Below are 24535 nucleotides of genomic sequence, written 5' to 3' on the forward strand. Positions count from 1 at the left end.
GCGGTTTGCGTGGGCATGCGCCGGAACGCAGAACGGGGCCCGAAGGCCCCGTTCTGTTTCCATCGATGCAGCGTGGCCTCAGAACTTCAGGCCCACTTCCACCGTCAGCGTGCGCGGAAAGTAGAAGATCCCGGCATTGCGGTTCACCGACACGTAGCCGGTGTCGAGTTGGCCGCCTTCGCCGAAGTAGTTGCTGCTGCCGTCGGGTCCGCCGTAGACGTAGCTGTCGTAGTTCTTGAAGTTGAACGCGTTGAGCAGGTTCACGCGTGCGGTCAGCCGCGTGTCGCCCCCCAGCACGAACTCCTTGGTCGCCTGCAGATCCACGGTGCGGTAGCTCCAGATGTCGCCGCCGACCAGGAACTTGCCGTTTCCCGGCGGCACGAAGCCGACGAGTTGGCAGGTCGAACCGTCCCAGCCCTGGACGCCGTAGCAGGCCACGGTGTTGATCGGGTTGGCGGTCTCGAGCACCAGCTTGGCGCCGTAGGTCACCCCCCACGGCCCGTCGACCGAGGCCGAGGCGGTGAAGCGGTGCTTGGGCTGGTTGCTCGACTTCACGAACGGGAAGTACTGCAGCCGCGCCTTGTCGAAGTAGTCGAACTGGCTGTCGTTGTCGCGGCTGTTCTGGCGCGCCTGGGTATGGGTGTAGGCGATGTTGGCGCCCCAGCCCGATTCCTTGGTGTACGGCTTGTCGGCCGCCAGCAGGATCTGCGTGCTGCGCTGCTCGACGCCGTTGTCGCCCAGGATCACGCCGCCGAAGCCCGGCGGCACGCGATCGGAGGCGCCCCACGGCGGGCTGCCGTCGGGGCTGAAGAACGCGCCGTCGGGATAGCGGTTGCCGAGCGTGTAGCCGAAGCCGTCGCGGGCGAGGATGCGCTGCACGGTGACGTCGGTCAGCCACTGCCCCACCTGGTTGCTCATGCCCAGGCTGAACTGATCGCTGTAGGGCGTCTTGAGCCGGTTGTTGAGCATGAACGCCTCGGCGGCATCGCGCGAACCGGTGATACCGGCGAGCACGTCCGCCCCGCCCAGGTAGGCCGGGTCCCAGGCGACGCAACGCGAGCCGGTGATCGCCACGCACTGGCCGGTCGCCGGATCGGCGAACTCCAGGCGCACCAGCGAGATCGAGCCCTTGTGGCGCTCGAACGCGAGGTCGCGGAACAGGTTGCGGTCGTAGGACCGGCCGGCGCCGCCGTGGATCACGTGACGCTCGTCGGCGCCCAGGTCGTAGGAGAAGCCGAAGCGCGGCGCCCACGCGTCCTTGAAGTTCTTGCGGTTGCTGCCGGTGCTGATGTAGTCGAGCGGGTTGATCGCATCGATACCGCCGTTGAGCCAGCGGTCGACCCAGCGCTGCCCCGGATTCTGCGGATCGGCGGCGTAGAGCGCATCGACGAAGGCCTTCGGGGTGACGTGGTCGGTGTAGGCCGGCACGTCCTCGTAGTCCCAGCGCACGCCGAAGTTCAGCATCAGATGCGGGTTCACCTGCCAGTCGTCCTGGATATAGAACCCGTACTGCTTGGCCGTGGTCTCCACGCGCGGGGTCAGGCCCGGGGTCGCGAACGGCGCGATGAACTCCACGCGGTAGGGCTGCGCGGCGACCTGGCCGGTGGCCGGGTCGAATTCCCACGAGAACTGCGGATTCAGCGGCTCCCCGTCGCTCGACGCCAGCTCGATGTCACGGTAGTTCACGCCAACTTTGACGGTGTGATCGCCGTTGAACTCGAAGCTGTTGAAGGTCAGGTCGTTCTGCAGCGACCAGCCCTTCTGGTGCTGCGACTGCAGGCTAAACCCGCTGGCCGGGCCGAGCTGCAACAGCGTAGCCTCGGTCAGCGGCGGGCGGCGGTCGATCACGGTGTAGATGGCGCCGTTGCCGAACGAGACCGGCGTCTTGGAGTTCTGCGAGTCCTGGGTGCTGACGATCAGTTCGTTGTAGAAGCGCTGGCCGTAGTGCATCCACTTGAGATTGACGCGCTTGTCCTCGTTGATGCGCGCATCGCCGTGCTCGGGCGTGCTGATGCCCCCGACGTTGCCGATCACGTCCTCGTCGCGGTACTGGCCGCTCAGTTCCAGGCGGTCGTTGTCGCCGATGTCCCAGCTGAGCTTGGCGAAGTACAGGTCTTCTGCGAACGGCAGCGTAGTCGCGCCGTAGTAGCTGCGCAGGTTGTCGGGCAGCCGCAGATACGCCTCGCCCGACGCGGCCTCGGGCTGCACCGAGCGGGCGTAGATGTTCTTCTTGCCTTCATAGGCGACGAAGAAATGCATGCGGTCTTCGATGATCGGGCCGCCGAGGGCGAAGCCGTACTCCTTGACCTGCGAATCGTCCTTGTCGGTCTCGTCGGGCCGCTTGGCGCGCATGCGCTCGTTGGTGAAGCGATAGAACATCTCGCCTTCGAACGCGTTGGTACCCGAACGCGTGGCGGCGGTGATCGCCGCGCCGCTGACCTGGCCGTACTCGGCCTTGTAGTTGGAGGTGATCACCTTGTACTCGCCGATCGCCAGCTGCGGGAACGGATTGCCCGGGCTCTCGTTCTGGCCGGCAATGCCGCCTTGCTGCACGTAGCTCTTCTGGCTGACGCCATCGATGTAGAGGTTGGACGAGCTGGTGTTGGTCGCGCCGGCACGCAGCGTCGCCCGGCCCTGGGCGTCGATCTTGAACTGCATGCCCGGGACGGTGTCGGCGAACTCGAGGAAGTTGCGCGTGGCCTGCGGCAGCTGCTGGATCTGGCGCAGCGAGATCGTGTTGCCGACCTCGGACGTGCGCACGTCGCGCAGCAGCGGGGCAGTCACGGTGACCCCGCCGATGTCGGTGACCGGGCCGTCGGCCGGCACGCCTTCGGCGACCGCCCCCTGGATGTCCAGCGTCGCGGTCGAGGCGACCGACAGCGTCACCGTCTGCGGCTCGCCACCGGCGTCGACGCGGTAGGTGCCCGGCGGCAGGCCAACGAGCGTGTAGGCGCCGCCGGCATTGGTCTGCACACGGCGCACGGCACCGGTGGCGACGTTGGTCGCGGTTACGGTGGTGCCGGCTTCGGCCGAGCGCACCTGCCCGCGCAGCGTGGCGCTGGTGGACTGGGCGAACGCAGGTGCGGCAACGGCCAGACAGGCGGCCAGCGCGCAGGCCAGCAGGGCGGGTTGGGGAACACGGGGCGAACGGGTTGCGTTCATGACATCCCCTCCAGGGGGCTTTTTAGGGTCGTGGTGGATGACGGTCGGGACAGCACGGGACGACACAGCGGCAGCGCGTCCATGCGCAGGCACGCGCCAGCACAGGGCCGGCACATGGGGAAACGGGAAACGCGGCCCGGGCGATCGGCAGGGCCGCGCAACGTGCGCCGCGCGCGGCGGCGGGCGTTGCGGACCGGACGTTGTCGACGCGCCGGACTCCTGAACATCGCGGGAAAGAGCGCCGATGCATGTCTGCATCCGCTCCAGGCCGGATCGGTCTCCACCGATCGCACAGGCCGTGGCGCGCTGGGGCGCGTCGCGACGAACGCCGGGGACCGTCGCCTCGCCCGCCCTTCGCGAAGAGCGGATGGGGTCACGATCCGGCGCGCATCGTAATCCTGCGGCCGAACCGCGTCCATGGGCTGGCAGCGGCGCGCATCGCGGCTGGTGTCGGCCCATGCGCGAAGGGCCGTCTGCGGATCGCGGCGCCCCGCTCTGCCGTGCGATCCGCTGTCGCGCCCTGCGATGCCGTCGGTTCTGTCCGCCTTTCTTCGCCGCAGGTCGCCAGCGGGCAGCAGCAAGCAGATCAACCCGCGATCTCGCTGGCCCCTCCCCCGGTTTCGTCCGGCCGCCAGTCGTCGCATGATGGCGGCATGCGCCGCGTTCCGAGCCTTCTCGTCCTGATCGCATGCCTGGCCGCGGCAAGTTCCCCGGCGGCAGCCGGCGACGACGTCGTCGTGTACCGATGTACGGATGCGCGCGGACAGGTCGCGCTGCGCGACTCGCCGTGCAGCGAGGGCCATCGCCAGGAGGTGCGCACGATGATCCGCCCGATCGATGCCGCACCCGCGCCGCGACCGCCGCGGCCGACGCCTTCGGCCGAACCGGCAGTCGCCCCCGCGCCCCCCCAGGTGGTCGTGGTCCGCCCCCCGCAACCGATGTACCGCTGCGTGCGTCCGGACGGCAGTACGTACACCAGCGATTCGTCGGCGGGCAATCCGCGCTGGGTGCCGCTGTGGACGCTGGGCTACGGACCGCCGCAGCGCGGCCCCTCGACCCGGATCGGCGTGGAGGCCGGCCAGGGCGGCGGCCGGGTGGACGTGGACATCGACGCAGGCACGCGGCGCGGGTGGCGCGGCGGCTACGGTGACGCCGGCACCTGGGTCCGCGACGACTGCAGCCCGCTGCCGCAGGCCGAGGTCTGCAGCCTGCTGGCCGATCGCCGCGAACAGATCCGGCGCCGGTTCTTCAACGCCCAACCCAGCGAACGCGCGCGCCTGCGCGGCGAGGAGACCACGATCAACGCCCGCCTGGGCCAGGACTGCGGTCGATGACGCGCGGCCTGCTCGCGGCCGTGGCGCTGCTGCTGTCGGTCGTGGCCGTCGGCACCGCCGCCGCCGATACCGTCATCTACCGCTGCACCGACGCCGACGGCGCGGTCACGTTCCAGAACGGCCGCCCCTGCGCGCCCGGACAACAGCAACAACGGCGCGTGGTCGAGATCGCGGCGCCCCTGCCCGCCTACGTCGCGCCGGCACGCCCGGCACCGGCAGCGACGCCCGCACCGGCGCCGCGCACGCCCCCGGACGTGGCGGCCGAGCCGCCGGCCGTGCGCACCCCGCCGCCACCGCTGTACGCCTGTCGCAGCTACGACGGCCACATCGACTGGCGCGAGGACGCCACCCCGCCCACGCGCTGCCGGCCGATGCAGACCGTCGGCATCGGTGGCCTGCCGGGCATCGGTGCCGGCCAGGCTTGCGAGCGGGTCGAGGACAGCTGCGAGGCGGTCGCCGCCGATGCGCTGTGCGCGGCCTGGCAGGCCCGGCTGCACGAAGCGGAGTTCCGCTGGCGCTACGCCGACCGCGCGACCGGTCCGGCGCTGCGCCAGGCCTACGAGCAGATGCGTGCGACCTGGGACGGGAGCGCGTGCGCGGCGGACCCGCCGTGACCCCAGTGGGCTGCCTCCGCCCTCAGAACCCGTAGCGCAGGAAGCCGCCGTCCACGGCGATGCATTCGCCGGTGATGTAGCCCGCCGCCGGCAGGCACAGGAACGCGACCGCCGCCGCCACTTCCTCCGGCTCGCCGATGCGTCCCATCGGCGTGCGCAGCAGCACTTCGTCGAGATAGTCGGGATCGGCCAGCGGCGCGGACGTGCGCCGGGTGCGGATGTACCACGGCGCCACCGCGTTCACGCGCACGCCGTCCTCGGCCCATTCGGCCGCGAGATTGCGCGTCATCTGGTGCAGCGCCGCCTTGCTCATGCCGTAGACCACGCCCGTGCGCACGTGGGTGATGCCCGACACGCTGCCGACATTGACCACGCTGGAACTGGCATGGCGGGTGAGCAGCGGATGCGCCAGGCGGGTGAGCTCGAACGCGCTGAACACGTTGATCTCGAAGATCTCGCGCCACTCGTCCTCGCCGTACTCGGTCGCCGCACGCGGCACGTTGCCGCCCGCGTTGTTGACCAGGATGTTCAGCCCCTGTCCCTGATCCTCGACCCAGTCGAGAATCTCGCCGCGCTGCTCCTCGTCGACGACATCGGCGATCAGCGCGCGGACGTCAGCCTGTGGAAACGCCTCGAGCAGTTCCTCACGCGCGGCCTCGAGCGCGTCGCCGTTGCGGCCGACGATCAACACCGTGGCGCCAAACCCCGCCAGCTCACGTGCGATCGCCCGCCCGATGCCGGCGCTGCCACCGGTCACCAGGGCACATTGGCCATCCAGGCGCCAGCGCTGCGGATCCATCGACATATCCTCGTTTCGACTGCGCCTAGGATACCGCCGAGTCCGCCATCGGAGATCGCCACGATGCCGAGGCGTGCGGGAAAGCGCCCCCATCCCAGCCTTCCCCCTCACGCGGGAGAAGGGGCCAAAGCCTGGACGCTGCAGTGAAGCCGCCTCCCCGCCTGCGCGTCGGGTGGAGGCATGCGCCTGCCACGGAAGAAGCGCCCCCATCCCAGCCCTCCCCCGCACGCGGGAGAAGGGGCCAAAGCCTGGACGCTGCGGTGAAGTCACCTCCCCGCCTGCGCGTCGGGTGCAGGCTTGGACCTGCCACGGAAGAAGCGCCCCCATCCCAGCCTTCCCCCGCACGCGGGAGAAGGGGCCAAAGCCTCAACGCTGCGGTGAAGTCACCTCCCCGCCTGCGCGTCGGGTGGAGGCATGCGCCTGCCACGGAAGAAGCGCCCCCATCCCAGCCCTCCCCCGCACGCGGGAGAAGGGGCCAAAGCCTGGACGCTGCAGTGATGTCACCTCCCCCGCCTGCGCATCGGGTGGAGGCATGGACCTGCCACGGAAGAAGCGCCCCCATCCCAGCCTTCCCCCGCACGCGGGGGAAGGGGCCAAAGCCTGGACGCCGCAGTGAAGTCACCTCCCCCGCCTGCGGGGGAGGTCGACACGCAACGCGTGTCGGGTGGGGGCACGGGCCTGCCGCAATACTCGCTCAGCGACGCACCGGACGATAGACGATGAAGATCACCAGGTCCTCGTCGCCGACCTGGTCGAGCGCGTGGCGGTCGCCGTCGCGGGTCAGGATCGCATCGCCTGGGCCGACCTCGCGCACGGTCTCGCCCAGCAGCAGTCGCCCGCGCCCGGACAGCACGTAGTAGATCTCGTCCTTGTCGTTGACGTGTTCGCCGATCGTCGCGCCGGGGTGCAGTGCGCGCTTGCGGAACACCAGGTCCAGGCCGGTCGCGTCATCGAAGAACGGATAGGCCGTCGTCGTGCCGGCACCTTCGTGCGGCCCGGGCTGTTGGACCGCAATGTCGCGCTCCTGTACGACGACCGACGGCGACACCGAGTCGGGCGGCGGCGCGGGCAATGCGTGGCAGTCGGCTGCGGTGACGTGCTTGACCGGCGCGTCGGCATCGAGGCCACGCCAGCCGGCCGCGACGAGGCAGGCGACCGCATCGGCACCGGCCTCGCTGAAATGAGTGCCGTCGGCCTTGCCCTGCGCCGGCACGTGCATGAAGTAGTGCTTGGCACCGTCTTCGCCATGGACGCGGATCCAATCGCTAGACGCGGCATTGAGATCGATCAGCGCCACGTTCTCGCGGGTCGCCACGGCCTGCATCGCCAGCGTGTAGCGGCCATGCGTGTCGATCAGCGAACCGAAGTCGTAGCGCAACCGCGCGACCGGGGTGATCAGGATGGGCGTGGCGCCCTGCTCGCGCGCCACGTCGATGTAGCGCTGGAGCCAGCGCGGGTAGTCGGTCGCCGGATCGGTGTAGCGCGCGGGGTCCTCGCGCTTGGCATCGTTGTGGCCGAACTGGATCAGCAACACATCGCCTGCGCCGATCTCGCTGGCGATCGCGTCCAGCCGGCCTTCGTCGATGAAGCTGCGGGTGCTGCGCCCGCCCATCGCGTGGTTGCGCACCTCCCAGCCGTCGGCGGTCCAGCGCGGCAGCGCCTGACCCCAGCCGGCCTGCGGTGCCCGCTCGGGGCCATAGGTCGCCGCGGTCGAATCGCCGGCGATGAAGATGCGATGCGGTGCAGGCGAGGCGGCGAACGCAGTGCCCACGGCCCCCAGGCACAGCAGCGACAGCAGACGTTTCATCGTGGCGACGCTCCGCACGGCGTTCCGGATCGACCGCAGGCTGCCGCCCCTGGCAGCGGCCTGCGTTGTCAGCGACGTGGGGCTTACTGCCTCAGCACGCCCTTGACGTAGGCGACGATCGCCTCGTCCTGCGCGTTGTCGAAGAACGCCTGCTGGAAGCGCGCACCGCCGACGGCCTGCTTCACCAGGTCCTGGTCGATCGCCTTCAAGCCCTCGACGAAGTCCTTCGACGCGCCCTGCTTGACCTGCGCCAGGATGCCGGCGTTGGTCATCTGCGATGCCTTGCGCTCGGCCGGGTAGCCTTGGCCGCGCTCGCCTGCGAAGGCCTTCTCGAAGATGTAGCGGATGTTGATCTCCGCGCCCCAGCCGTAGCCCTTGGCAAACGGCAGCGCCAGCGCGTTGCCGTTGTTGACCTGTGCGAACAGGAACGCGTCGGTCGGCTCGATGCAGTAGCCGCAGTAGACGCCCGGCCAGGCGTTGAGCGACATCATCGCGCCCTGACCGGTGCCGCAACCGGCGACGACGAAGTCGACCGCCTTGGCATTGAGCAGCAGCGCGGCGCAGATGCCAAGGTGGATGTAGGTCAGGCGGTGGTCGTTGTCGCCGTCCATGCCGACGTTGAAGACGGTGTGGCCCTGCTCGGCGGCGACCGTCTGAAGTTGCTCCAGCACGACCGGGTTCTTCGCGGCCTGGCTGAATTCCTGCATCAATGCGATCTTCATTGCGTGTCTCTCTTGCGTGTTCGAGGGGGAACGCGGACCGCCGGGGCGGCGACCCGCGAAAAGAAAAGCGAAGCGGATCAGCGCGCCAGCCAGCCGCCGTCGACCGGGATCACCGCGCCGTTGACGTAGTCCGAGGCGCGGCTGGCCAGGAACACTGCGGTCCCGCCCAGGTCCGACGGCTCGCCCCAGCGGCCGGCCGGAATGCGCTCGAGGATGGCCTGGTTGCGCGCCTGGTCGGCGCGCAACTGCGCGGTGTTGTCGGTCGCCATGTAGCCGGGCGCGATGGCGTTGATGTTGATGTGCTTGCCCGCCCACTCGTTGGCCAACAGGCGCGTGATGCCGGCGATGCCCGACTTGCTGGCGGTGTAGGACGGCACGCGGATGCCGCCCTGGAACGACAGCATCGAGGCGATGTTGATGATCTTGCCGCCGCCGTTGGCGATGAAGTGGCGGCCGACCGCCTGCGACAGGAAGAACGCCGACTTGATGTTGACGTTCATCACGTCGTCCCAGTCCTGTTCGCTGAAATCGACCGCATCGGCACGGCGGATCAGCCCGGCGTTGTTGACCAGTACGTCGAGACGGCCCAGGCCGTCGAGCGTTTCGCGCAGCACGCGGTCGACCGGCTCGATGCTGATCAGGTTCGCTTCGATGGCGACAAAGCGCCGGCCCAGCGCTTCGACTTTGGCCTGCGTCTCGCTCGGCGGCTGGATGCCGGCGGCAGCGATGTCGGCGCCGGCCTGCGCGAGCGCCAGTGCGATGCCCTGCCCCAGACCGGTGTTGGCGCCGGTGACCAGCGCGACCTTGCCTTGGAGGCTGAACGGATTCGTCATGGTGGAACTCTCCTGTGGAGCGATGGCGAAAATGCCGCGCATGGCGCGGCGGGAACGTCACTTGAGCTGGCAGATGTCGAGCACGTGCATATCGGTGTAGTCGAGGTTCTCCCCGCCCATGGCCCAGATGAAGCAGTAGTTCGAGGTGCCGGCGCCCATGTGGATCGACCACGGCGGCGACACCACGGCCTCGCCGTCGGCCACCACGATGTGGCGCTGCGCGTGCGGCTCGCCCATGAAGTGGTAGACGCGGTCGTCGGCGCCCAGATCGAAGTAGAAGTAGACCTCGCTGCGCCGGTCGTGCAGATGCGGCGGCATCGTGTTCCAGACGCTGCCCGGCTTGAGGATCGTCAGGCCCAGCAGCAACTGCGAAGACGCGCACGTGGCCGGCACGATGTACTGGTAGATCGTGCGTTCGTTGCTGGTCGCAAGCGATCCGCGCTCGAGCGGCACGGCCTCGGCGATCGAGATCTTCTTGGTTTCGAAGCGCGCGTGCGCCGGCGTGGAGGCCAGATAGAACTTCGCCGGCGTCGCCGCATCGTCGGACGCGAAGACCACCTCGGCACTGCCCATCGGCACGTACAGCCCGTCCTTGGGTGCGAGCGGGTACGCGGTGCCGTCGACGGTCACGGTGCCCGGCCCGGCACCGACGTTGACCACGCCGAGCTCGCGCCGCTCCAGGAACGGCCGACCCGCGGCCGAGGCCGGCTCGGTCTTCACGGGCAGCGACAGCGGGCCGGAGACCGGCAACGCACCGCCGATCACGAAGCGCTCGTAATGCGTGTAGCTCAGGCGCAGTGCGTCGTCGGCGAACAGCCCATCGAGCAGGTAGAGATCGCGCAGCGCGTCGTTGTCGATGCCCTGCATCACGCCCGGGTGGGTCGCGTGGTAGGTCTTCTGGTACATGGCGGCTCCGAGCGGCGGAACGTCGGGAACGGGCATTCTAGGCCTTTCGGTAACCGGTGTCATACCGCGCCGCGACAAAGCGGCCGGCAGCGTTCTGCGGGCACGGCAGACGCAGAGCGGTCGGTTGCGGGGTGACGCGCAGACGCGGCTGCGCGATCGCGTCCGGACCTGGGTCGCCGATGGCAGCCCAGCATTGCGGGCTGCGCGTCCGGGGGACGCCGATGGGCGGCGCCTTCAGTCCGGCGGCTGGCAGGAGTCGCGGACCACCAGATGCGGCCGGACGCTCGCCAGTGGGCGCGGTGCGCCCTCGGGCTGCAGCAGCATCGCCGCCGAGATCCGGCCGGTATCGCGAGTGTCGCGGCGCACCGAGGTCAGCGGCGGCCACAGCCGGGAGGCCAGCGGGCTGTCGTCGTAACCGACTACCGACAGTTGCCGGGGAATGCTGATGCCCGCGCGCATCGCCACGCGGTAGACGCCGGCGGCCATCTCGTCGTTGCCGCAGAAGATCGCCGTGGGCCGCTTCTTCGCGCCAAGCAGCTTCTCGGCCGCGGCCACGCCCGACTCGAAGGTGTAGCCGGCCTCGACGATCCGCGATTTGGGCATCGCCACGCCGCGGCGCTCGAGCGCGGAGACGAACCCGGTCGACCGCTCGATCGAGGAGCGGTAGTCGCGCGGACCCGTGATCATCGCGATGTCGCGGTGGCCCAGCGACTGCAGGTAGTCGGCGACCTCGGCCGCGCCGTCGTGGTCGTGGGTGACGACCATGCGCTCGGGGGCGTCCATCGACACCGCGGCGATGCGCACGTAGCGGCAGCCGGTCTCGGCCAGCATGTCGGCCAGCGCCTGGTCTTCGGACACGCGCGGCACCAGCATCACCCCGTGCAGCTTCTGCTGCTGGACGAAGCGGCGCACGCCGTCGATGTAGTTCGGGCTGCGGCTGTCGCAGGGATGGACGACCAGCTCGTAGCCCGAGTCGCGCAGGGTGTCGAGTGCGCCGTACTGCATGTTGACGATGAACTGCGCGGTCGGATTGTCGTAGACCATGCCGATCAGGAACGAACGGCGGAACGCCAGGCCGCGCGCCAGCGGGTCGGGCACGTAGCCGACCTCGCGCATCAGCGCCTCGACCTTCTCTCGCGTGTCCTGCCGCACCAGCGGCGAATGGTTGATGATGCGCGAGACGGTCTTCTTCGAGACGCCCGCCAGACGGGCGATGTCGTTGATCGTGGCCGCGCGCGGCAGCGTGCCGCCGCCCCGGATCGTCTTGTTCTCTGTGGGCATCCGTGGTCCCCCAGGGGCCGGTTGTCGTGCGGTTTCCATTCTAGCGGCAGTTGTGCGGGCCCGCCGTCCGCGCCCCGGCGGTGTTCAGTCCAGGGCCCGGAAGCGGAAATCGCGGAAGTGCACCTTGCCCTCGCCCGCGGCGTAGAGCGCGGGCTTGAGCGCCAGGAAGCCGCCGGCGACGTTGTGGTGATAGCCCGAGACCTCCATCTGCACCGGGTACTTCTCCCAGCTGTGGCCGTCGGCGCTGGTGTGGATGGTGACGATGTGGCGGTCGTTGGTCACCCGCACCCACAACCGGCCACCCTTGCCGGCCGGCAACCCGGCGCTGGGGCGCTCCAGCCCGTAGCGGTGCATGACCGTGCGCTCGCCGTTGCTGCCGACGCCCACGTACAACCGGTCGCTGTAGAACAGCAGCGCGCCGCCGATCGCGCCGGGCTCGATCTCCATCTCGACCTCGAACTGGTAGGCCTTGTCGCCGGCGATCACCGTCAGCGGCGACGCGTCGCGCGGCGTGCGGCCCTTGCCCTGCACGGTCAGCGTGCCGTCGCTGAAGCGCAACCGCGCGTACTCATCGGGCGCCGGATCGAAGAATGCCCACTGGTGGCCCAGGCGGCCGCTGCGGAAGTCGTCCGACAGCGCCATGCCGTGCGCGCCGACCGAGGTCCCGCTGGGCTTGGCCAGCGGCCGGCCCAGGTCGCCGCCACGGGCCACGAACCAGCCGTCGTCGGTCCATTCGATCGGCTCGAGCAGCGCCTGCCGGCCAAGGGTCCAGTACCCGTTTTCGTAGCCGTGGTAGATCATCCACCAGCGCTCGTCGGTGCCCTCGATCACCGTCGCATGGCCGCGCGACCACCACGGTTCGCTGCGATCGACGGTGCGCACGATCGGGTTGTAGGGCGAGTTCTCCCACGGCCCGTGGATCGAGCGCGCGCGTGCGGTGATCACCATATGCCCGGTCGGCGGACCGGCAGTGCCGCCAACCGCGGTGGTCATGTAGTACCAGTCGCCGCGCTTGTGGATCTTCGGGCCTTCCTGCGCATAGGCCTCGACGTCCCAGTCCTGCGGGTACTGCCAGCCGTCGTAGACGTGCCGCGGCTCGCCGACGACCGACAGGCCGTCATCGGACAACTGCACGTAATCGCCGCCGCTCAGGAACAGGTAGCGCTTGCCGTCCTCGCCGACCGCGTGGCCCGGGTCGATGTAACGGCCCAGGCCGATCTCGACCGGCTCGCTCCACGGCCCGCGGATATCGTCGGCCCAGACCACATAGTTGCTGCGCTCCGCGCCCTCGGTGCCGCCGGTACGGGCGGGGAAGTAGATGTAATAGCGCCCGTCATGCTTGACGATGTCCGGCGCCCAGATCGAGCCGACATTGCGGGTGATCGCGTGGCCCAGCGGCTCCCAGTTCACCAGATCGCGCGAATGCCAGAGCGGCAGGCCGGGATAGGCATCGAACGAGGACAGCGTGAGGTAGTAGTCCTCGCCGTCCTTGAGCACCGACGGGTCGGGCCTGTCGCCCGCGAACACCGGATTGAGAAACGTGCCGTCGCCCAGGTCGGCCTTGCGCTGGTGTTCGATACCGCGCGCCCAGGCCTGGCTGGCGGGTGCGGCAGACGAAACGGGCGGTGCGGCGGCGACGCCGTCGGCCAATAGCAGCCCGACCACACAGATGGCGGCCAGCAGCGGGGAACGGCGCGAACGCATGCGCATCTCCTCAAGCAAAAGGGCAAGGCGCCAACACGTCGCGACAAGATGACACCGATGGCCAAGCGACCGTAGCAGAGCGCGCACCGTCACGCATTCCGCAATGCGGCACAGCGCGCGGCGCGTGCTAGCGTGCACACCTCCCGCCGCTGCCACGCCCTATACGATGCGACTCGGACTCGCCGCCAACCGACGCCACCATGCCGACCGTGATGCCGCCTTGTTCCGCTGGCTCAAGGCCAGTGGCGCGGGCATTCGCGAGCTGGACATCGCACTGCATATCGTCGGCCGCACCTTCGATGCGATCACCCGTCACGGCGCACTCGACGGTCATGCCCGCATGCAGCGTTACCCCTACGGCCGCGAGGGCGGCCTGATGAAGCTGGTCGCCGAAGTCGTCGGGCTGGGCGACGGCCGCACGCTCGACGGCGTGGTCTACCTGATCGACCCGGTGGACCCCTCGTCGATCTTCCCCGAGGCGGTCGCGCTCAAGCGCCAGTGCGTGATCCAGGGCAAGCCCTTCCTGTCGACGGTGGCCTCGGCACGTGACTGGATCGAGTGCGAACGCCTGCACGCCGGCCTGCCCCCCGACCCCGGCGCCGACGACCTGCATGCCTTCGACACCCAGACCGTCGCGCTGATCGCCCACGACGCGATGAAGCCGCAGATGCTCGACTTCGCCGACCGCCATTTCGACCTGCTCTCGCGCTTTCGCACTCGCGTGGCCACGGGCACCACCGGCCAGCGCCTCAACGAACTGGCCTGGCGCCGCGGCTGGCCGGTCGGCGAGGCTTGGGCGCAGCGGTTCAACAGCGGCCCACTCGGCGGCGACGCGCAGATCGCCGACCTGGTGCTCGACCGGCAGTGCCGGCGCGCGATCTTCTTCGAGGATCCGCATGTCGCACGCCAGCACGAGGCCGACATCCAGTTGCTCGAGCGCGCGGTGACCACCGTCACCGACGATGTCGCCTGCCTGACCTCGCCCCAGGTCGCCGAGCGTTGGGCCCAGGCCGCCGAGAAGCGCGCCACCCCCTAAACCGGGGTCAGAGTCGATTTTGCCCCGTGTGTCCGCAACGGACCGGGCCGCGACGACGGCCGATCGAAAGGCGTCCTTCAGCCGGCGCGCAGCATCGCCGGCAGCCACAGCGACAGGCTCGGGAACAGGGTCACGATCAACAACACGCCCAGGCCTGCGAACCAGAACGGCCAGATCGTGCGCATGCTCTCGCCCACCGTGATCTTGCCGATCGCGGTGCCGATGAACAGCACCGAGCCGACCGGCGGCGTGACCAGACCCAGGCCACCGGTGAGCACCAGCACCAGGCCGAAGTGGATCGGGTCGATGCCATAGGCGCGCGCCACCGGCAGGAAGATCGGCGTGCAGATCAGGATCAGCGGGGCCAAGTCCATGAACGTGCCGAGCAACAGCAGCATCAGCACGATCATCAGCAGCACCGCCAGCTTGCTGTGCGCGAACGATTGCAGGAGCTCCACGGCGGCGCTGGGCACCTGGAGATAGGCCAACAGCCAGCCGAACACCGATGCGGTCGCGATCACGAACAGGATCACGCCGGTGCTGCGCGCGGCATGGGTGATCGTTTCGATGAACTCGCGCACGCGCAACTGGCGATACAGCACGATCGTCACCAGCAACGCGTAGACCACCGCGATCGCCGCGCTCTCGACCGCGGTGAAGATGCCGGCGCGGATGCCGACGAAGATCAGCGCGACCAGGCCCAGGCCCGGCAGCGCCGAGACCGTGCGCAGCAGCACCGCACGCCAGCCGGGGAAGATCTCCACACCATAGCCGCGGCGACGCGCGACCAGGTAGCCGGTGACCATCAAGGCCAGCGTCATCAGCAGCGCCGGCACGATGCCGGCCGCGAACAGGTCGGCGATCGACAGCCCGCCGCCCGCGGCGGCCGAGAACAGGATCAGGTTGTGCGAGGGCGGCACCAGCAACGCGACCAGCGCGGCGGTGATGCTGACGTTGACCGCGAAGTCGCGGTCGTAGCCGCGCTTGACCATCTGCGGGATCATCGTGCCGCCCACTGCCGAAACGTCGGCGATCGCCGAGCCCGAGACGCCGCCGAAGAACAGCGACGACAGGATCGACACCTGGCCCAGGCCGCCGCGCATGCGTCCCACCAGCGACGAGGCCAGGGCGATCAAGCGCTCGGAGATGCCGCCACGCATCATGATCTCGCCGGCGAAGATGAACAAAGGAATGGCGATCAGCGAGGCCGAGCCGGTGCCCGCCGAGATCTGCTGCACTAGCACGATCGATGGCAGGTCCAGATACAACAGCGTCGCCAGCGCCGCGGCCGCCAGCGCGAACGCCACCGGGACGCCGAGCACCAGCAGCGCGGCGAAGACGAGAAACAGGATCGCGATCGCCATGTCAGCGGACCTCCTCTTCGACGCGCGGACGCAGCGCCAATGCGAATCGGTTGAGTGCGAAGACCACCATCAGCGCGCCGCCGATCGACAGCGGCAGGTAGTTGATGCTCTGCGGCATCGCCGCGCCCGCGGCCTTGATGTGCAACCCGTCGAGCAGCAGCAGCGCGCCCCACCAGGCGATGACCGCGCCGATCGCGACAATCACCAGCGGCACCAGCAGATCGATCCCGCGCCGGACCGCCGGGCGGACGTGGTCGTGCAGCAGGTAGAAGCCGAAGTGCCGGTTGGTGTGCACGCCGGCGGCCGCGCCCAGGCTCATCGCGGTGCTCAGCAGCAGCAGCGTGACCGGCTCGGTCCAACTGGGCGAATCGTTGATCACGTAGCGGGCGAACACCTGCCAGCCCTGCACGACGACCAGCCCGAACAGGGCCGTAGCGGCGATGGCGATGGCGAGATGGGCGATCCGCTCGAGCAGGCGCCCGGCGGCACCCAGCGGCGGGAGAGTCGAGGCTTCGGACATCGCGGGGTCCCCGTGTGTCAGGCGAAGTCGCGGATGCGACGGTAGAGGGTCTGGAGTTCGGGCTGGCGCAGGTAGCGTTCGCGCAACGGCGCAGCTGCCGCACGGAACGCGTCCATGTCGACCTCGTTGAACGCGATGCCGTAATCGCGCACGGCCTGGCGCGCGGCTTCCTCCGACGCGTCCCACAGCCGGCGCATCACCGGCACCGAGGCGCGGGCGGTGTCGATCAGCAGATCGCGGTCGGCCGGCGCCAGCGCAGCGAGCGAGCGGCGCGAGATCAGCAGGATGTCCGGCGCATAGGAGTGCTCGCTCTGCGACCAGAACCGCGCTGCCTCGAAATGGCGGCTGGAATGGAAGCTGCGCATGTTGTTCTCCGCGCCGTCGATCATGTGCGTCTCCATGCCCGAGAATGTGTCGCCGAGCGACATCGGCGTGGGGTTGGCGCCGAGCAGCCGCATCAGGTCGATGAACATGTCCGACGAGGCCACGCGCAGCTTCAGGCCATGCAGATCGCCCGGCGTGCGGATCGCGTGGCGGGTGTTGTAGAAACAGCGTGCGCCGCTGTCATACACCGCCAGTCCGACCAGGTCGCGGCTGGCGAAGCCGTCGAGCACGATCTGGGCCACACCCGCATCCAGCGCATGGCGCAAATGCGCGACCGAGTCGAATGCATACGGCAGGCACAGCGCAGTGGTCAGCGGGAAGGCGTTGTTGAGCGCACCGGCGTAGACGCGGGTCATGTCGATCGCGCCGAAGCGCGCCATGTCGATCGCTTCGGCCTCACGGCCGAGCTGGCCGGAGTGATACTGGCGCAGCCGCACGCGGCCACCGGTCTCGCGTTCGAGCGTGTCGCCGATCCACTTCACCGCCTCGACCGTCGGATAGCCGGCGACGTGCACGTCGGTGGCGGTCAGCACGGTTGCGCCGTCGTCGGCACGCAAGGCCGCGGGCAGCAAGGGCGCGGCGCATACCGCGCCGAGCCCGGCCAGAAAGCGCCGACGCGAGGTCATGCGACCGTCCCGGGCGTCAGGGGCGCGGCGGCCTCCACCTCGACGGCGATCGTGCCGTGGCCGTCGAAGATCACGTCGGCGCGCTGGCCGGGCGCGATGTCGTGGATACCGGTGGCATTGCCGGTCGCGATCAGCTCACCGCGGCGCAGCGGGCGGCCGCGCCGCGCCGAACGCGCCAACGCGAACGCGAAGGCCGCACGCAGACCGCCGGGCAGCGTGGTCGCCCCGCCACTGCCCACAACGTCGCCGTCGATACGACTCTCCACCCGCAGGCGTGCTTCGTCCAGGCCAGTCCAGTCGGCGATCTCGCCGCCGACGACCAGGCCGTTGTTGTTGCCGAAATCGGAGATCACCACGCGCGGGCCGAGCACATTGATGGTCGCCAGCGGGCTGCTGGCCACCTCCAGCCCGATGAACAGCGTGGCCGGATGCGCGGCCGCTTCGTCCGGGCTCCAATCGAGCTTGTCGGCGGGCGCGTCGGCGTCCAGCCGCAGCACGTACTCGGCCTCGATCGCACCGAAGCCGCCGGCGAACACCGCGATGCGCGTGCCCGGCCCGGCCTGCTGCAGATTGCGCCGGAAGATCGGGCCGAGCAGGCGGTCATCGCCCGAGACGTCACGCCGCTCGGCCGCGATATAGCCGACCTTCCAGCCGACGACGGCATCGGGCCAGGCCGCGATCGCGGCGTCCTGCACGGCATAGGCGGCGACCAGCGTGTCGGGAATGACCCCTGGGAAGTCGGCAAGCGCGGCGCCATTGCGGCGCGCGTGCCCGAAGGCATCGACGATGCCCCGAGTCGGGTCCGCAGGAGCGTCCTGCGCGGTCGGATGCGCGGTGCCGTTGTTCAAACTCGATCTCCTGACCTGGTCGTTGCTGCGCCGCAGATCGCGGACGCTGGGAATGTCTTGTATGGTAAACCGGTGTCATCTTCAATGTGCAGTGCGGCAAAAGTCGTCGCACGCCACACGTATCGTCGGAATACTCGCCATGCTGCGTAGATCCATCCGCCCGCTGTCTTGTGCGCTGCTGCTATTCGGCGCCGCCGGCCTCGGCGCCGTGCAGGCCGCCCCGATTGCAGAGAAGGAACGCATCGACCTGTGGCCGGCCGCCGGCGCGTCGGACGGCGGCGACCGGGTCACCGAGCGCAGCCGGGATCCGACGCGCCCCGATCGCATCATCGAGGATGTACGTCGGCCCTATCTGGCGGTGCATGTGCCTGCGCAGCCCAATGGCGCGGCGCTGCTGGTCGTGCCCGGTGGCGGCTATGCCCGCGTCGTGCTCGACAAAGAGGGCTCGGCCTTGGTGCCCGCCTTCGTGGACATCGGCGGCGTCACGCTGTTCGTGCTGCATTACCGCTTGCCCGACCGGCGGCATGCCGAAGGCGCCGACGCCCCGCTCGCCGATGCCCAGCGCGCGTTGCGGATCATTCGCGCCCGCGCCCGCGACCACGGCATCGACCCGGCCCGCATCGGCGTGATGGGGTTCTCGGCCGGGGGGCATGTCGCCGCCCGGCTGGCGACCCATCCAGCGCCGGCCTACGTGCCGGTCGACGCGATCGACCTCGTGGACGCGCGCCCGGACTTCGCACTGCTGATCTATCCGGTGATTTCGATGCGCGACGGCCTCGCGCACGCCGGGTCGCGCGACCGCCTGGTGGCCGCGAGCGACACGCCGGCCGAGCGCGCATTGGCGCGACTGTCGCCCGAGCGCGATGTCGACGCACGCACGCCGCCCCTGTTCCTGCTGCACGCACAGGACGACCCCGCGGTGCCGGTCGGCAACGCGCTGGCAATGCACGCCGCCGCTCTCGTCGCCGGTGTGCCGGCCTCGCTGCACGTCTTCCCCACCGGCGGCCACGGCTTTGGCGTGCGCGATGCGCACGGCCCGTTGGCGCGCTGGCCGCACCTCGCCCTCGACTGGATCGACAGCCTGCCTCCACGCCCATGACCGACACGCCGACCGACCTCCACCGCCGCCGCCTGCTCCAAGCCGGCGCCTTTGCCGGCGCGCTTGCCGCCCTGCCCGCGGCATTCGCCGCCGCGCCCCGTACCAGCCTCGCGCGCGTGGCCGGCGGCCGCCTCGGCGGCGCGATCGAGGACGGCGTGCACGTCTTCCGCGGCGTGCACTACGGCGCCGACACCGCGCCGCGCCGGTTCATGCCCGCCGCGCCCGCGCCGGCCTGGCGCGGCGTGCACGACGCACTGGCCTACGGCGCGTCCGCGCCGCAACGCGGCGGCGAAGGCCCGGGCAGCGAGGACTGCCTGTTCCTCAACGTCTGGACGCCCGGGCTGCGCGATGGTGCGCGCCGACCGATCCTGGTCTACATCCACGGCGGCGCGTTTTCGACCGGATCGGGCAGCGATCCGCTCTACGACGGCGGGTCGTTGTGCCGCCGCGGCGACGTCGTGGTCGTCACCTTGAACCATCGTTTGAACGCATTCGGGTACCTGGCGCTGCGCGAGCTCGGCGGCCCGGCGCTGGCGCGGTCGGGCAATGTCGGGCAACTCGATCTGGTGCAGGCGCTGCAATGGATCGCCGCGCACGCCGACGAGTTCGGCGGCGACGCCGGCAACGTGACGCTGTTCGGCCAGTCCGGCGGCGGCGCGAAGATCGCCACGCTGATGGCGATGCCGGCCGCGCGCGGGCTGTTCCACCGGGCCTGGACGATGAGCGGGCAGCAGGTCACCGCGGCCGGCCCGCGCGCCGCCGACCAGCGCGCGCGGCTGTACCTCGACGCGCTGGGCGTGGCGCCGACGGACGTCGAAAGATTGCGCACGATGCCGATGCAGGCCCTGCTCGACGCGCAGCGCACCCGTGATCCCTCGCGGGTCGAGGACAGCAGCCTGTACTTCGGCCCGGTCGTGGACACCGTGACGTTGCCGCGCCATCCCTTCTGGCCTGACGCACCCCCGCAATCGGCGCAGATCCCGATGGTGATCGGCAATACGCGCGACGAAACGCGCGCCTTCCTCGGGCACGATCCGGACAACTTCAGCCTGGACTGGGACGCGCTGCCGGCGCGGTTGCGCACGCAGCAGTTCGTCGACCTCGACCCGGCGGTGGTGATCGCCGAGTACCGCCGCATGTATCCCGACTACACACCGTCGGAGGTGTTCTTCGCCGCCACCACCGCCGGCCGCTCGTGGCGCGGTGCAGTCGAAGAACTGGAAGTGCGCGCCGCACAGGGCCGCAACACCTGGGCCTATCAGCTCGACTGGTATCCGCACGGCGGCGAGCGGTTGCGCGCCCTCCACGGCCTCGACATCCCGCTGGTGTTCGGCACCGTTGCCGGTGCCGGCAGCCGCGCCGGCGACGATGCGCGCGCGCGCGACATGGCAGCGGCGATGCAGGGCGCCCTGCTCGCGTTCGCGCGTTCGGGGGACCCGAACCACGCCGGCCTGACGCACTGGGCGCCGTACGGCCTGGACCGCCGCGAGACGATGGTCTTCGACGCGCCCTCGCGGCTCGAAGACGACCCGCGCGGCGGCGAGCGCCGGCTCTACCGCCAGGCGCCGTTCGTGCAGCGCGGCACGCAGTAACCCGACCGGGCGCCCGGCCCAGCGCCGGACGCCCGCACCTGCCGAACGTGCCTCAGCGCACCGGCGCGACGTTGTTCAGCCGCGTGACTTCTTCGGCATCGCCGGGCAAGGCGATCCGCACGCGCGCGCCGTCGGGCAGGCGACCCGGCGGCTGCAGGCGCACAGTGGCCGTGCGCGGACGCAGGTCGCGCGGCGCGGCGAGCGGCGGTAGGTCCGCACGTGCGAGTTCCTGCCCATCCGCCGTTTCAAGAATGGCCACGCCGGCCGGCGCGTCGGCATGACCGAGACTGTGCACGGTTGCCTCGACCGCCCCGTCGACCACGCGCACATCGCCGCGGCCGATGCCGATGTCCGGACGCGTTTCCACCGGCATGCCGGCCTCGATGCGCTCGAACTCGAACACCTGGGTCTGGCCGGCCGCGAACGCCAGGTCGACCGACGCACTCGATTCGAGCCGGACCTCACGGATGTGCGCGCGGCCGTCGATGCTCTCGTCGCCAGTGCGGTCCACGCCGCTGACCATCCGCCAGCGCCCAGGGGCGACGTTCCAGCCGGTCATCGTCGCGTGCGCGGTGCGCGTGCCGGTGTTGTACGCGACGACCTTGAAGCGTTCGCGCGAAAGCGCGGACACCAGCAACGCGACAGTTTCCGCCTGCGCGTCGTCGGCGAAGCGCCAGCTCACCGTGTGCCCGGGGTAGGTCGTATTGCGCTTGAGCGCGAGTCCGCCCAGCCGCGCGCGTTGCAGGAACTCGCTCGGCGCCTCGACCCGATCCGACCACCAGTGGCCTTCGGTGTTCATGTATTCGCGCTGCGCCTTGGCCTGGATACCGTCGGCATGCAGCGCCTCGAGATAGCGCTTGTCGCCGGTCTGCTGCCAGGCGAACACGCTCTGCACGCCGGTCTCGCCGCTGTCGGCCGATTGCTGCAGGCGCTGCCCCCAGTCCGCGCGCCGGTCGAGCGCGTCGACATAGTTCTCCGCCAGGTTCGACAGACCGGCCGGGCCGCTGCGGTCCACTCGGTACTGCAGCGGACGCAGGTACTTCGCATCCCCGGTCCATCGCCACGCCGCCCAGTACAGGTGCAGGGTATCGGCGCCGCCAGAGCCGTCGAACAGGTCGCCACCGCGTCGCTCGCCAGTCGCCCAGTGAATCTCGTTGGGCAACTGCCAGGCGCCCGCCTCGTCGGTGTAGGCGTGCGCCAGATAGCCATCGGCCAGCTCGGTGATCATCGATCGGCTGGTCGGGTCGGCATTGAACACGCCGAGCACGAAGGCCGGGTGCAGCACCGGGAACGAGTACGGCTTCTGCCACTGCCAGCGCGGTTCCCGATAGACCTTGCGCCCGCCGAACCAGTTGCTCGAGAACAGCCGATGCCCTTGCGGGTTGCGCAGCACGATCTTCTCGTCGAGGTCGCGCACCGTGTCCATCAGCCGGGTCATCGTCAGCGGATCGCCCCAGTTGAGCAGTGCCATCGCGCTGTTGGTGTTGATGCCTTCCTCGTAGGCATGCAGCTCGTCGGTCTCGATCGTCGACAGCCCGCCGGCGAACATGCCGTTGGCATAGGCCGCGTCGGCCAGGGCGGTGATCGAGGCGTTGATCTTGTCGGGCATCACGCCCATCAACGCCAGCCCCGGCCACTGCTGGGACAGGTCGCTGTCGTCGGAGATGCCGCCGCCGAAGTCGCCGAAGGCGACCTGGCGTTCATCGATCCACCATTCGACGAAACGCCGGACCGCCTTGAGGTCCTCGAGCTGGCGGAACGCCCACAGCGGCACGCCGGCCGGCGGCTCGGGCTGCACGAACGGTGGCCGGCCCTGGCTGTTGTAGCTCATGTAGTTCCAGTACAACCGGCCCAGCGCGTGGTCGGGATCGACCCGCAGCAAGTCGCTGATGTCGGCATAGGCGCGCGCGTAGAGCCGCTGGCGCTTGGAGGTGGTGTGCTCCTCGACCAGGAACCCCCAGTTGTCGCGTACCTGGTTGAAGCGGTCGGCGACATGCTCGACCAGCGCCTCGGCGCGCGGTTTGTAGACCATGCGGATCTGCGCGCCATCGAGCGCGGCGGCGTCGAAGCCCGGCGCTGCCGAGGCGATGCTGATCCACAGGCTGTCGTCGCTGAGGATGCGGTCGCGCAAGTCCAGAAACAGCGTGCGCGCCTGGCCCGGACGCACCGAGACCGAGACGTCGATCATGTCGCGCGCCGGCCAGATCGGATCCTTGACGCGGATGTTGAGCGGAATCGCCCCGGTGCCGTCGGCGGTATGCGTGGCCGGCAGGTCGAGCGCAGGCAGGTCGATCGCGATGCCGTCCAGGCCGTCGTACATGTTCTCCCAGCTGTGCGCCCAGCTGCGGATCAATGGCTGCGCGGCCGGCGCATCGCCGATGCCCGAGGGAATCAGCACATGCACCACCGGTTGCCGAGGCGCATCGGCCGACGCCGGCGCGCGCCTGCGATACGCCGCCCGACCGGGCAGCGCGATGACGGTACTGCGTTCCTCCGGCGCGAACCGGCCCTCGATGTCGCCGCGCAGATCGGCGAGATTGGTGTAGTCGACCTCGGCGTCGCTGCGCACCGTGTAGACCTGCCGCACCGAGCCTGCCGGCTCGTCGGCGGCCTCGACGCGATAGGCCCAGATTTCCTGGATCGGCGTCTCCTGGGCGACGTTCTCGAACCGCAGGTGCCCGCCGCGGCGCAGCGGAAGGTCGTCGACGCTGCGCACGATGCCCTGCGGCCGTTCGAACAGCGGCTGCAGGCTGTCCACATTGTCGCCGGCCAGCACACGGCCGTAGGCGGCACCGCGGATCTCGACCCGGTTGACCGGCTCGTCGGGCAGGGTCAGGTCGAGCGCCCGGCCACCCTCGACATAGGTGTTCCAGTCCGGCAGTTGGAAGTAGTCGTCACGCCCGCGCAGCCGCGAGCGGTTGTAGACACCGGGCCAGGTGGTCTCGGCGATGCCGTCGGTGGCCTTCCACATCCACTGTTTGAGATCGCGGGTATCGGCGAACTCGACTTTGCGGATCGACGTGGTCGGCGCGTCGAGCAGCGGCGGCGCCACCCCGTTCTGCCAGCCGTGCCGGAACAACCACGCCGCATGGCGGTCAACGGGCGAGACCGATGTGGTCGGCGTCGCGAACGCGCGCACGGCCTGGACCGCGGCCGCATCGAGCATGCGGTCGTGGATGCGGATGTCGTCGAAATCGCTGCCGCGCAGGAAGTTGTAGCGGCTCTGCACCTGGTGCGGCGCGAGCACGCGCGCTGCCAAGCCAAACTGGTCGAGACCGGCGTCGTAGTCGAAGCCGGCCTGGGCGTTCGCCGGCCGGTCTTCGCGTGCGACCTCATGGCCGTCCACATACAGGCGCACGCCGAGCGTCTCGTCCCAGCCGAAGGCGATGTGGGTCCAGGCGTCGGCGGCCGGGGGCGTGTCCATGCGGAACGACACCCGCGAACGTGCCAGGTTGGTATCGGTCACGAACGCGTCGAAGCCGTGTCCGTTCCAGTCGATGCGCAACCAGGCCATGTCCCAGCTCGAATGGTCGGCATAGCCGACGCGGAAGATCACGAACGGTGCCTCACCGACCGGATCGCGCGCGCGCCAGAAGAAGCTCAGCGTGCCGCGCTGCGCGTCGATGTTGCCCGGCGCGTCCCACGACAGCACGCCATCGTCGTCCCAGGTAATCGCACTGCCGCGCACGCCGTCCTCGACCAGGCGCACCTTGTCCTGGAAGTTGGGGACCGGATCACCGGCAGCGACGTCGGCCACCAGCCCTGCATCGGCCGAGACATGGAACAGCAGCCTGGGCGCCTGCGCATGTGCGGCGGCGGACAGGGCCAACGCACACGCGGCGGCGATGACTCGGATCGACATCGGGTTCAAGCGGTTGCCTCCCTCGACAGATGCGCCGGCCGC

General features: G+C 69.8%; 18 protein-coding genes. 5 read left to right on the plus strand and 13 right to left on the minus strand.

The features are described 5' to 3' along the window. Positions 1 to 78: 78 nt before the first annotated feature. Complete coding sequence (locus ABE488_RS04325) at positions 79 to 3162, minus strand: TonB-dependent receptor (protein ID WP_346447284.1); 3084 nt, start codon at positions 3160 to 3162, stop codon at positions 79 to 81. Between the two features lie 737 nt (positions 3163 to 3899). On the opposite strand from ABE488_RS04325, the gene ABE488_RS04330 reads away from it, so the two are divergent. Both ABE488_RS04330 and ABE488_RS04335 read left to right on the plus strand, forming a co-directional pair. Continuing rightward, on the plus strand, positions 3900 to 4496 hold the full coding sequence (locus tag ABE488_RS04330; protein ID WP_346447285.1) for a hypothetical protein: 597 nt from the start codon (positions 3900 to 3902) through the stop codon (positions 4494 to 4496). Next, on the plus strand, positions 4493 to 5110 hold the full coding sequence (locus ABE488_RS04335) for a DUF4124 domain-containing protein (protein ID WP_346441639.1): 618 nt from the start codon (positions 4493 to 4495) through the stop codon (positions 5108 to 5110). Before ABE488_RS04330 ends, ABE488_RS04335 begins: the two co-directional genes overlap by 4 nt. 22 nt (positions 5111 to 5132) lie before the next feature. On the opposite strand, the gene ABE488_RS04340 is transcribed toward ABE488_RS04335, so the two are convergent. The 7 genes from ABE488_RS04340 to ABE488_RS04370 all read right to left on the minus strand — a co-directional run bounded on the left by ABE488_RS04340 (position 5133) and on the right by ABE488_RS04370 (position 13168). Beyond that, the gene (locus ABE488_RS04340; protein WP_346441640.1) at positions 5133 to 5909 is read right to left on the minus strand and encodes an SDR family oxidoreductase; all 777 of its coding nucleotides are present in this window, start codon (positions 5907 to 5909) and stop codon (positions 5133 to 5135) included. A 694-nt stretch (positions 5910 to 6603) separates the two neighbouring features. Beyond that, positions 6604 to 7716 (minus strand): GDSL-type esterase/lipase family protein, encoded by a 1113-nt coding sequence (locus ABE488_RS04345; protein ID WP_346447286.1) that lies wholly within the window; start codon positions 7714 to 7716, stop codon positions 6604 to 6606. Positions 7717 to 7799: 83 nt separating this feature from the next. Continuing rightward, on the minus strand, positions 7800 to 8438 hold the full coding sequence (locus ABE488_RS04350) for an RpiB/LacA/LacB family sugar-phosphate isomerase (protein ID WP_346447287.1): 639 nt from the start codon (positions 8436 to 8438) through the stop codon (positions 7800 to 7802). 77 nt (positions 8439 to 8515) lie between these two features. Further along, positions 8516 to 9271 (minus strand): 2-dehydro-3-deoxy-D-gluconate 5-dehydrogenase KduD, encoded by a 756-nt coding sequence (gene kduD / locus ABE488_RS04355; RefSeq protein WP_346441643.1) that lies wholly within the window; start codon positions 9269 to 9271, stop codon positions 8516 to 8518. A gap of 57 nt (positions 9272 to 9328) precedes the next feature. Then, positions 9329 to 10177: a 5-dehydro-4-deoxy-D-glucuronate isomerase gene (kduI, locus tag ABE488_RS04360; protein ID WP_346447288.1), complete on the minus strand. Its 849-nt coding sequence runs from the start codon at positions 10175 to 10177 to the stop codon at positions 9329 to 9331. Positions 10178 to 10411: 234 nt separating this feature from the next. After that, positions 10412 to 11458 carry a LacI family DNA-binding transcriptional regulator gene (locus ABE488_RS04365; protein WP_346441645.1) on the minus strand — a complete coding sequence of 349 codons (1047 nt, stop codon included), beginning with the start codon at positions 11456 to 11458 and terminating at the stop codon, positions 10412 to 10414. Between the two features lie 84 nt (positions 11459 to 11542). Then, the gene (locus ABE488_RS04370) at positions 11543 to 13168 is read right to left on the minus strand and encodes a family 43 glycosylhydrolase (RefSeq protein ID WP_346447289.1); all 1626 of its coding nucleotides are present in this window, start codon (positions 13166 to 13168) and stop codon (positions 11543 to 11545) included. A 160-nt stretch (positions 13169 to 13328) separates the two neighbouring features. On the opposite strand from ABE488_RS04370, the gene ABE488_RS04375 reads away from it, so the two are divergent. Continuing rightward, positions 13329 to 14198 carry a methylglyoxal synthase gene (locus ABE488_RS04375; protein ID WP_346447290.1) on the plus strand — a complete coding sequence of 290 codons (870 nt, stop codon included), beginning with the start codon at positions 13329 to 13331 and terminating at the stop codon, positions 14196 to 14198. Positions 14199 to 14275: 77 nt separating this feature from the next. Here ABE488_RS04375 and ABE488_RS04380 read toward each other — a convergent pair whose 3' ends face one another. The 4 genes from ABE488_RS04380 to ABE488_RS04395 are packed head-to-tail and all read right to left on the minus strand — an operon-like array spanning position 14276 to position 17880. Further along, positions 14276 to 15562, minus strand: a complete 1287-nt coding sequence (locus ABE488_RS04380; protein WP_346447291.1) for a TRAP transporter large permease — start codon at positions 15560 to 15562, stop codon at positions 14276 to 14278. Between the two features lies 1 nt (position 15563). Further along, positions 15564 to 16082 carry a TRAP transporter small permease gene (locus ABE488_RS04385; RefSeq protein WP_346441649.1) on the minus strand — a complete coding sequence of 173 codons (519 nt, stop codon included), beginning with the start codon at positions 16080 to 16082 and terminating at the stop codon, positions 15564 to 15566. A 17-nt stretch (positions 16083 to 16099) separates the two neighbouring features. Then, positions 16100 to 17092 (minus strand): TRAP transporter substrate-binding protein, encoded by a 993-nt coding sequence (locus ABE488_RS04390; RefSeq protein WP_346447292.1) that lies wholly within the window; start codon positions 17090 to 17092, stop codon positions 16100 to 16102. Beyond that, positions 17089 to 17880 (minus strand): 2-keto-4-pentenoate hydratase, encoded by a 792-nt coding sequence (locus ABE488_RS04395; protein ID WP_346447313.1) that lies wholly within the window; start codon positions 17878 to 17880, stop codon positions 17089 to 17091. Before ABE488_RS04395 ends, ABE488_RS04390 begins: the two co-directional genes overlap by 4 nt. A 199-nt stretch (positions 17881 to 18079) precedes the next feature. Between ABE488_RS04395 and ABE488_RS04400 the strand changes: the two genes are divergently transcribed. Together ABE488_RS04400 and ABE488_RS04405 are read left to right on the plus strand one after the other, a co-directional pair. Then, positions 18080 to 19039: an alpha/beta hydrolase gene (locus tag ABE488_RS04400; protein WP_346447293.1), complete on the plus strand. Its 960-nt coding sequence runs from the start codon at positions 18080 to 18082 to the stop codon at positions 19037 to 19039. Beyond that, on the plus strand, positions 19036 to 20631 hold the full coding sequence (locus ABE488_RS04405; RefSeq protein ID WP_346447294.1) for a carboxylesterase/lipase family protein: 1596 nt from the start codon (positions 19036 to 19038) through the stop codon (positions 20629 to 20631). The genes ABE488_RS04400 and ABE488_RS04405 overlap by 4 nt, the downstream gene beginning before the upstream one ends. A 52-nt stretch (positions 20632 to 20683) precedes the next feature. On the opposite strand, the gene ABE488_RS04410 is transcribed toward ABE488_RS04405, so the two are convergent. Next, the gene (locus tag ABE488_RS04410) at positions 20684 to 24493 is read right to left on the minus strand and encodes a LamG-like jellyroll fold domain-containing protein (RefSeq protein ID WP_346447295.1); all 3810 of its coding nucleotides are present in this window, start codon (positions 24491 to 24493) and stop codon (positions 20684 to 20686) included. Between the last annotated feature and the right edge of the window lie 42 nt (positions 24494 to 24535).

Origin of the sequence: Luteimonas sp. TWI662, from assembly GCF_039673825.1 — a bacterium.
Lineage (GTDB): Bacteria > Pseudomonadota > Gammaproteobacteria > Xanthomonadales > Xanthomonadaceae > Luteimonas.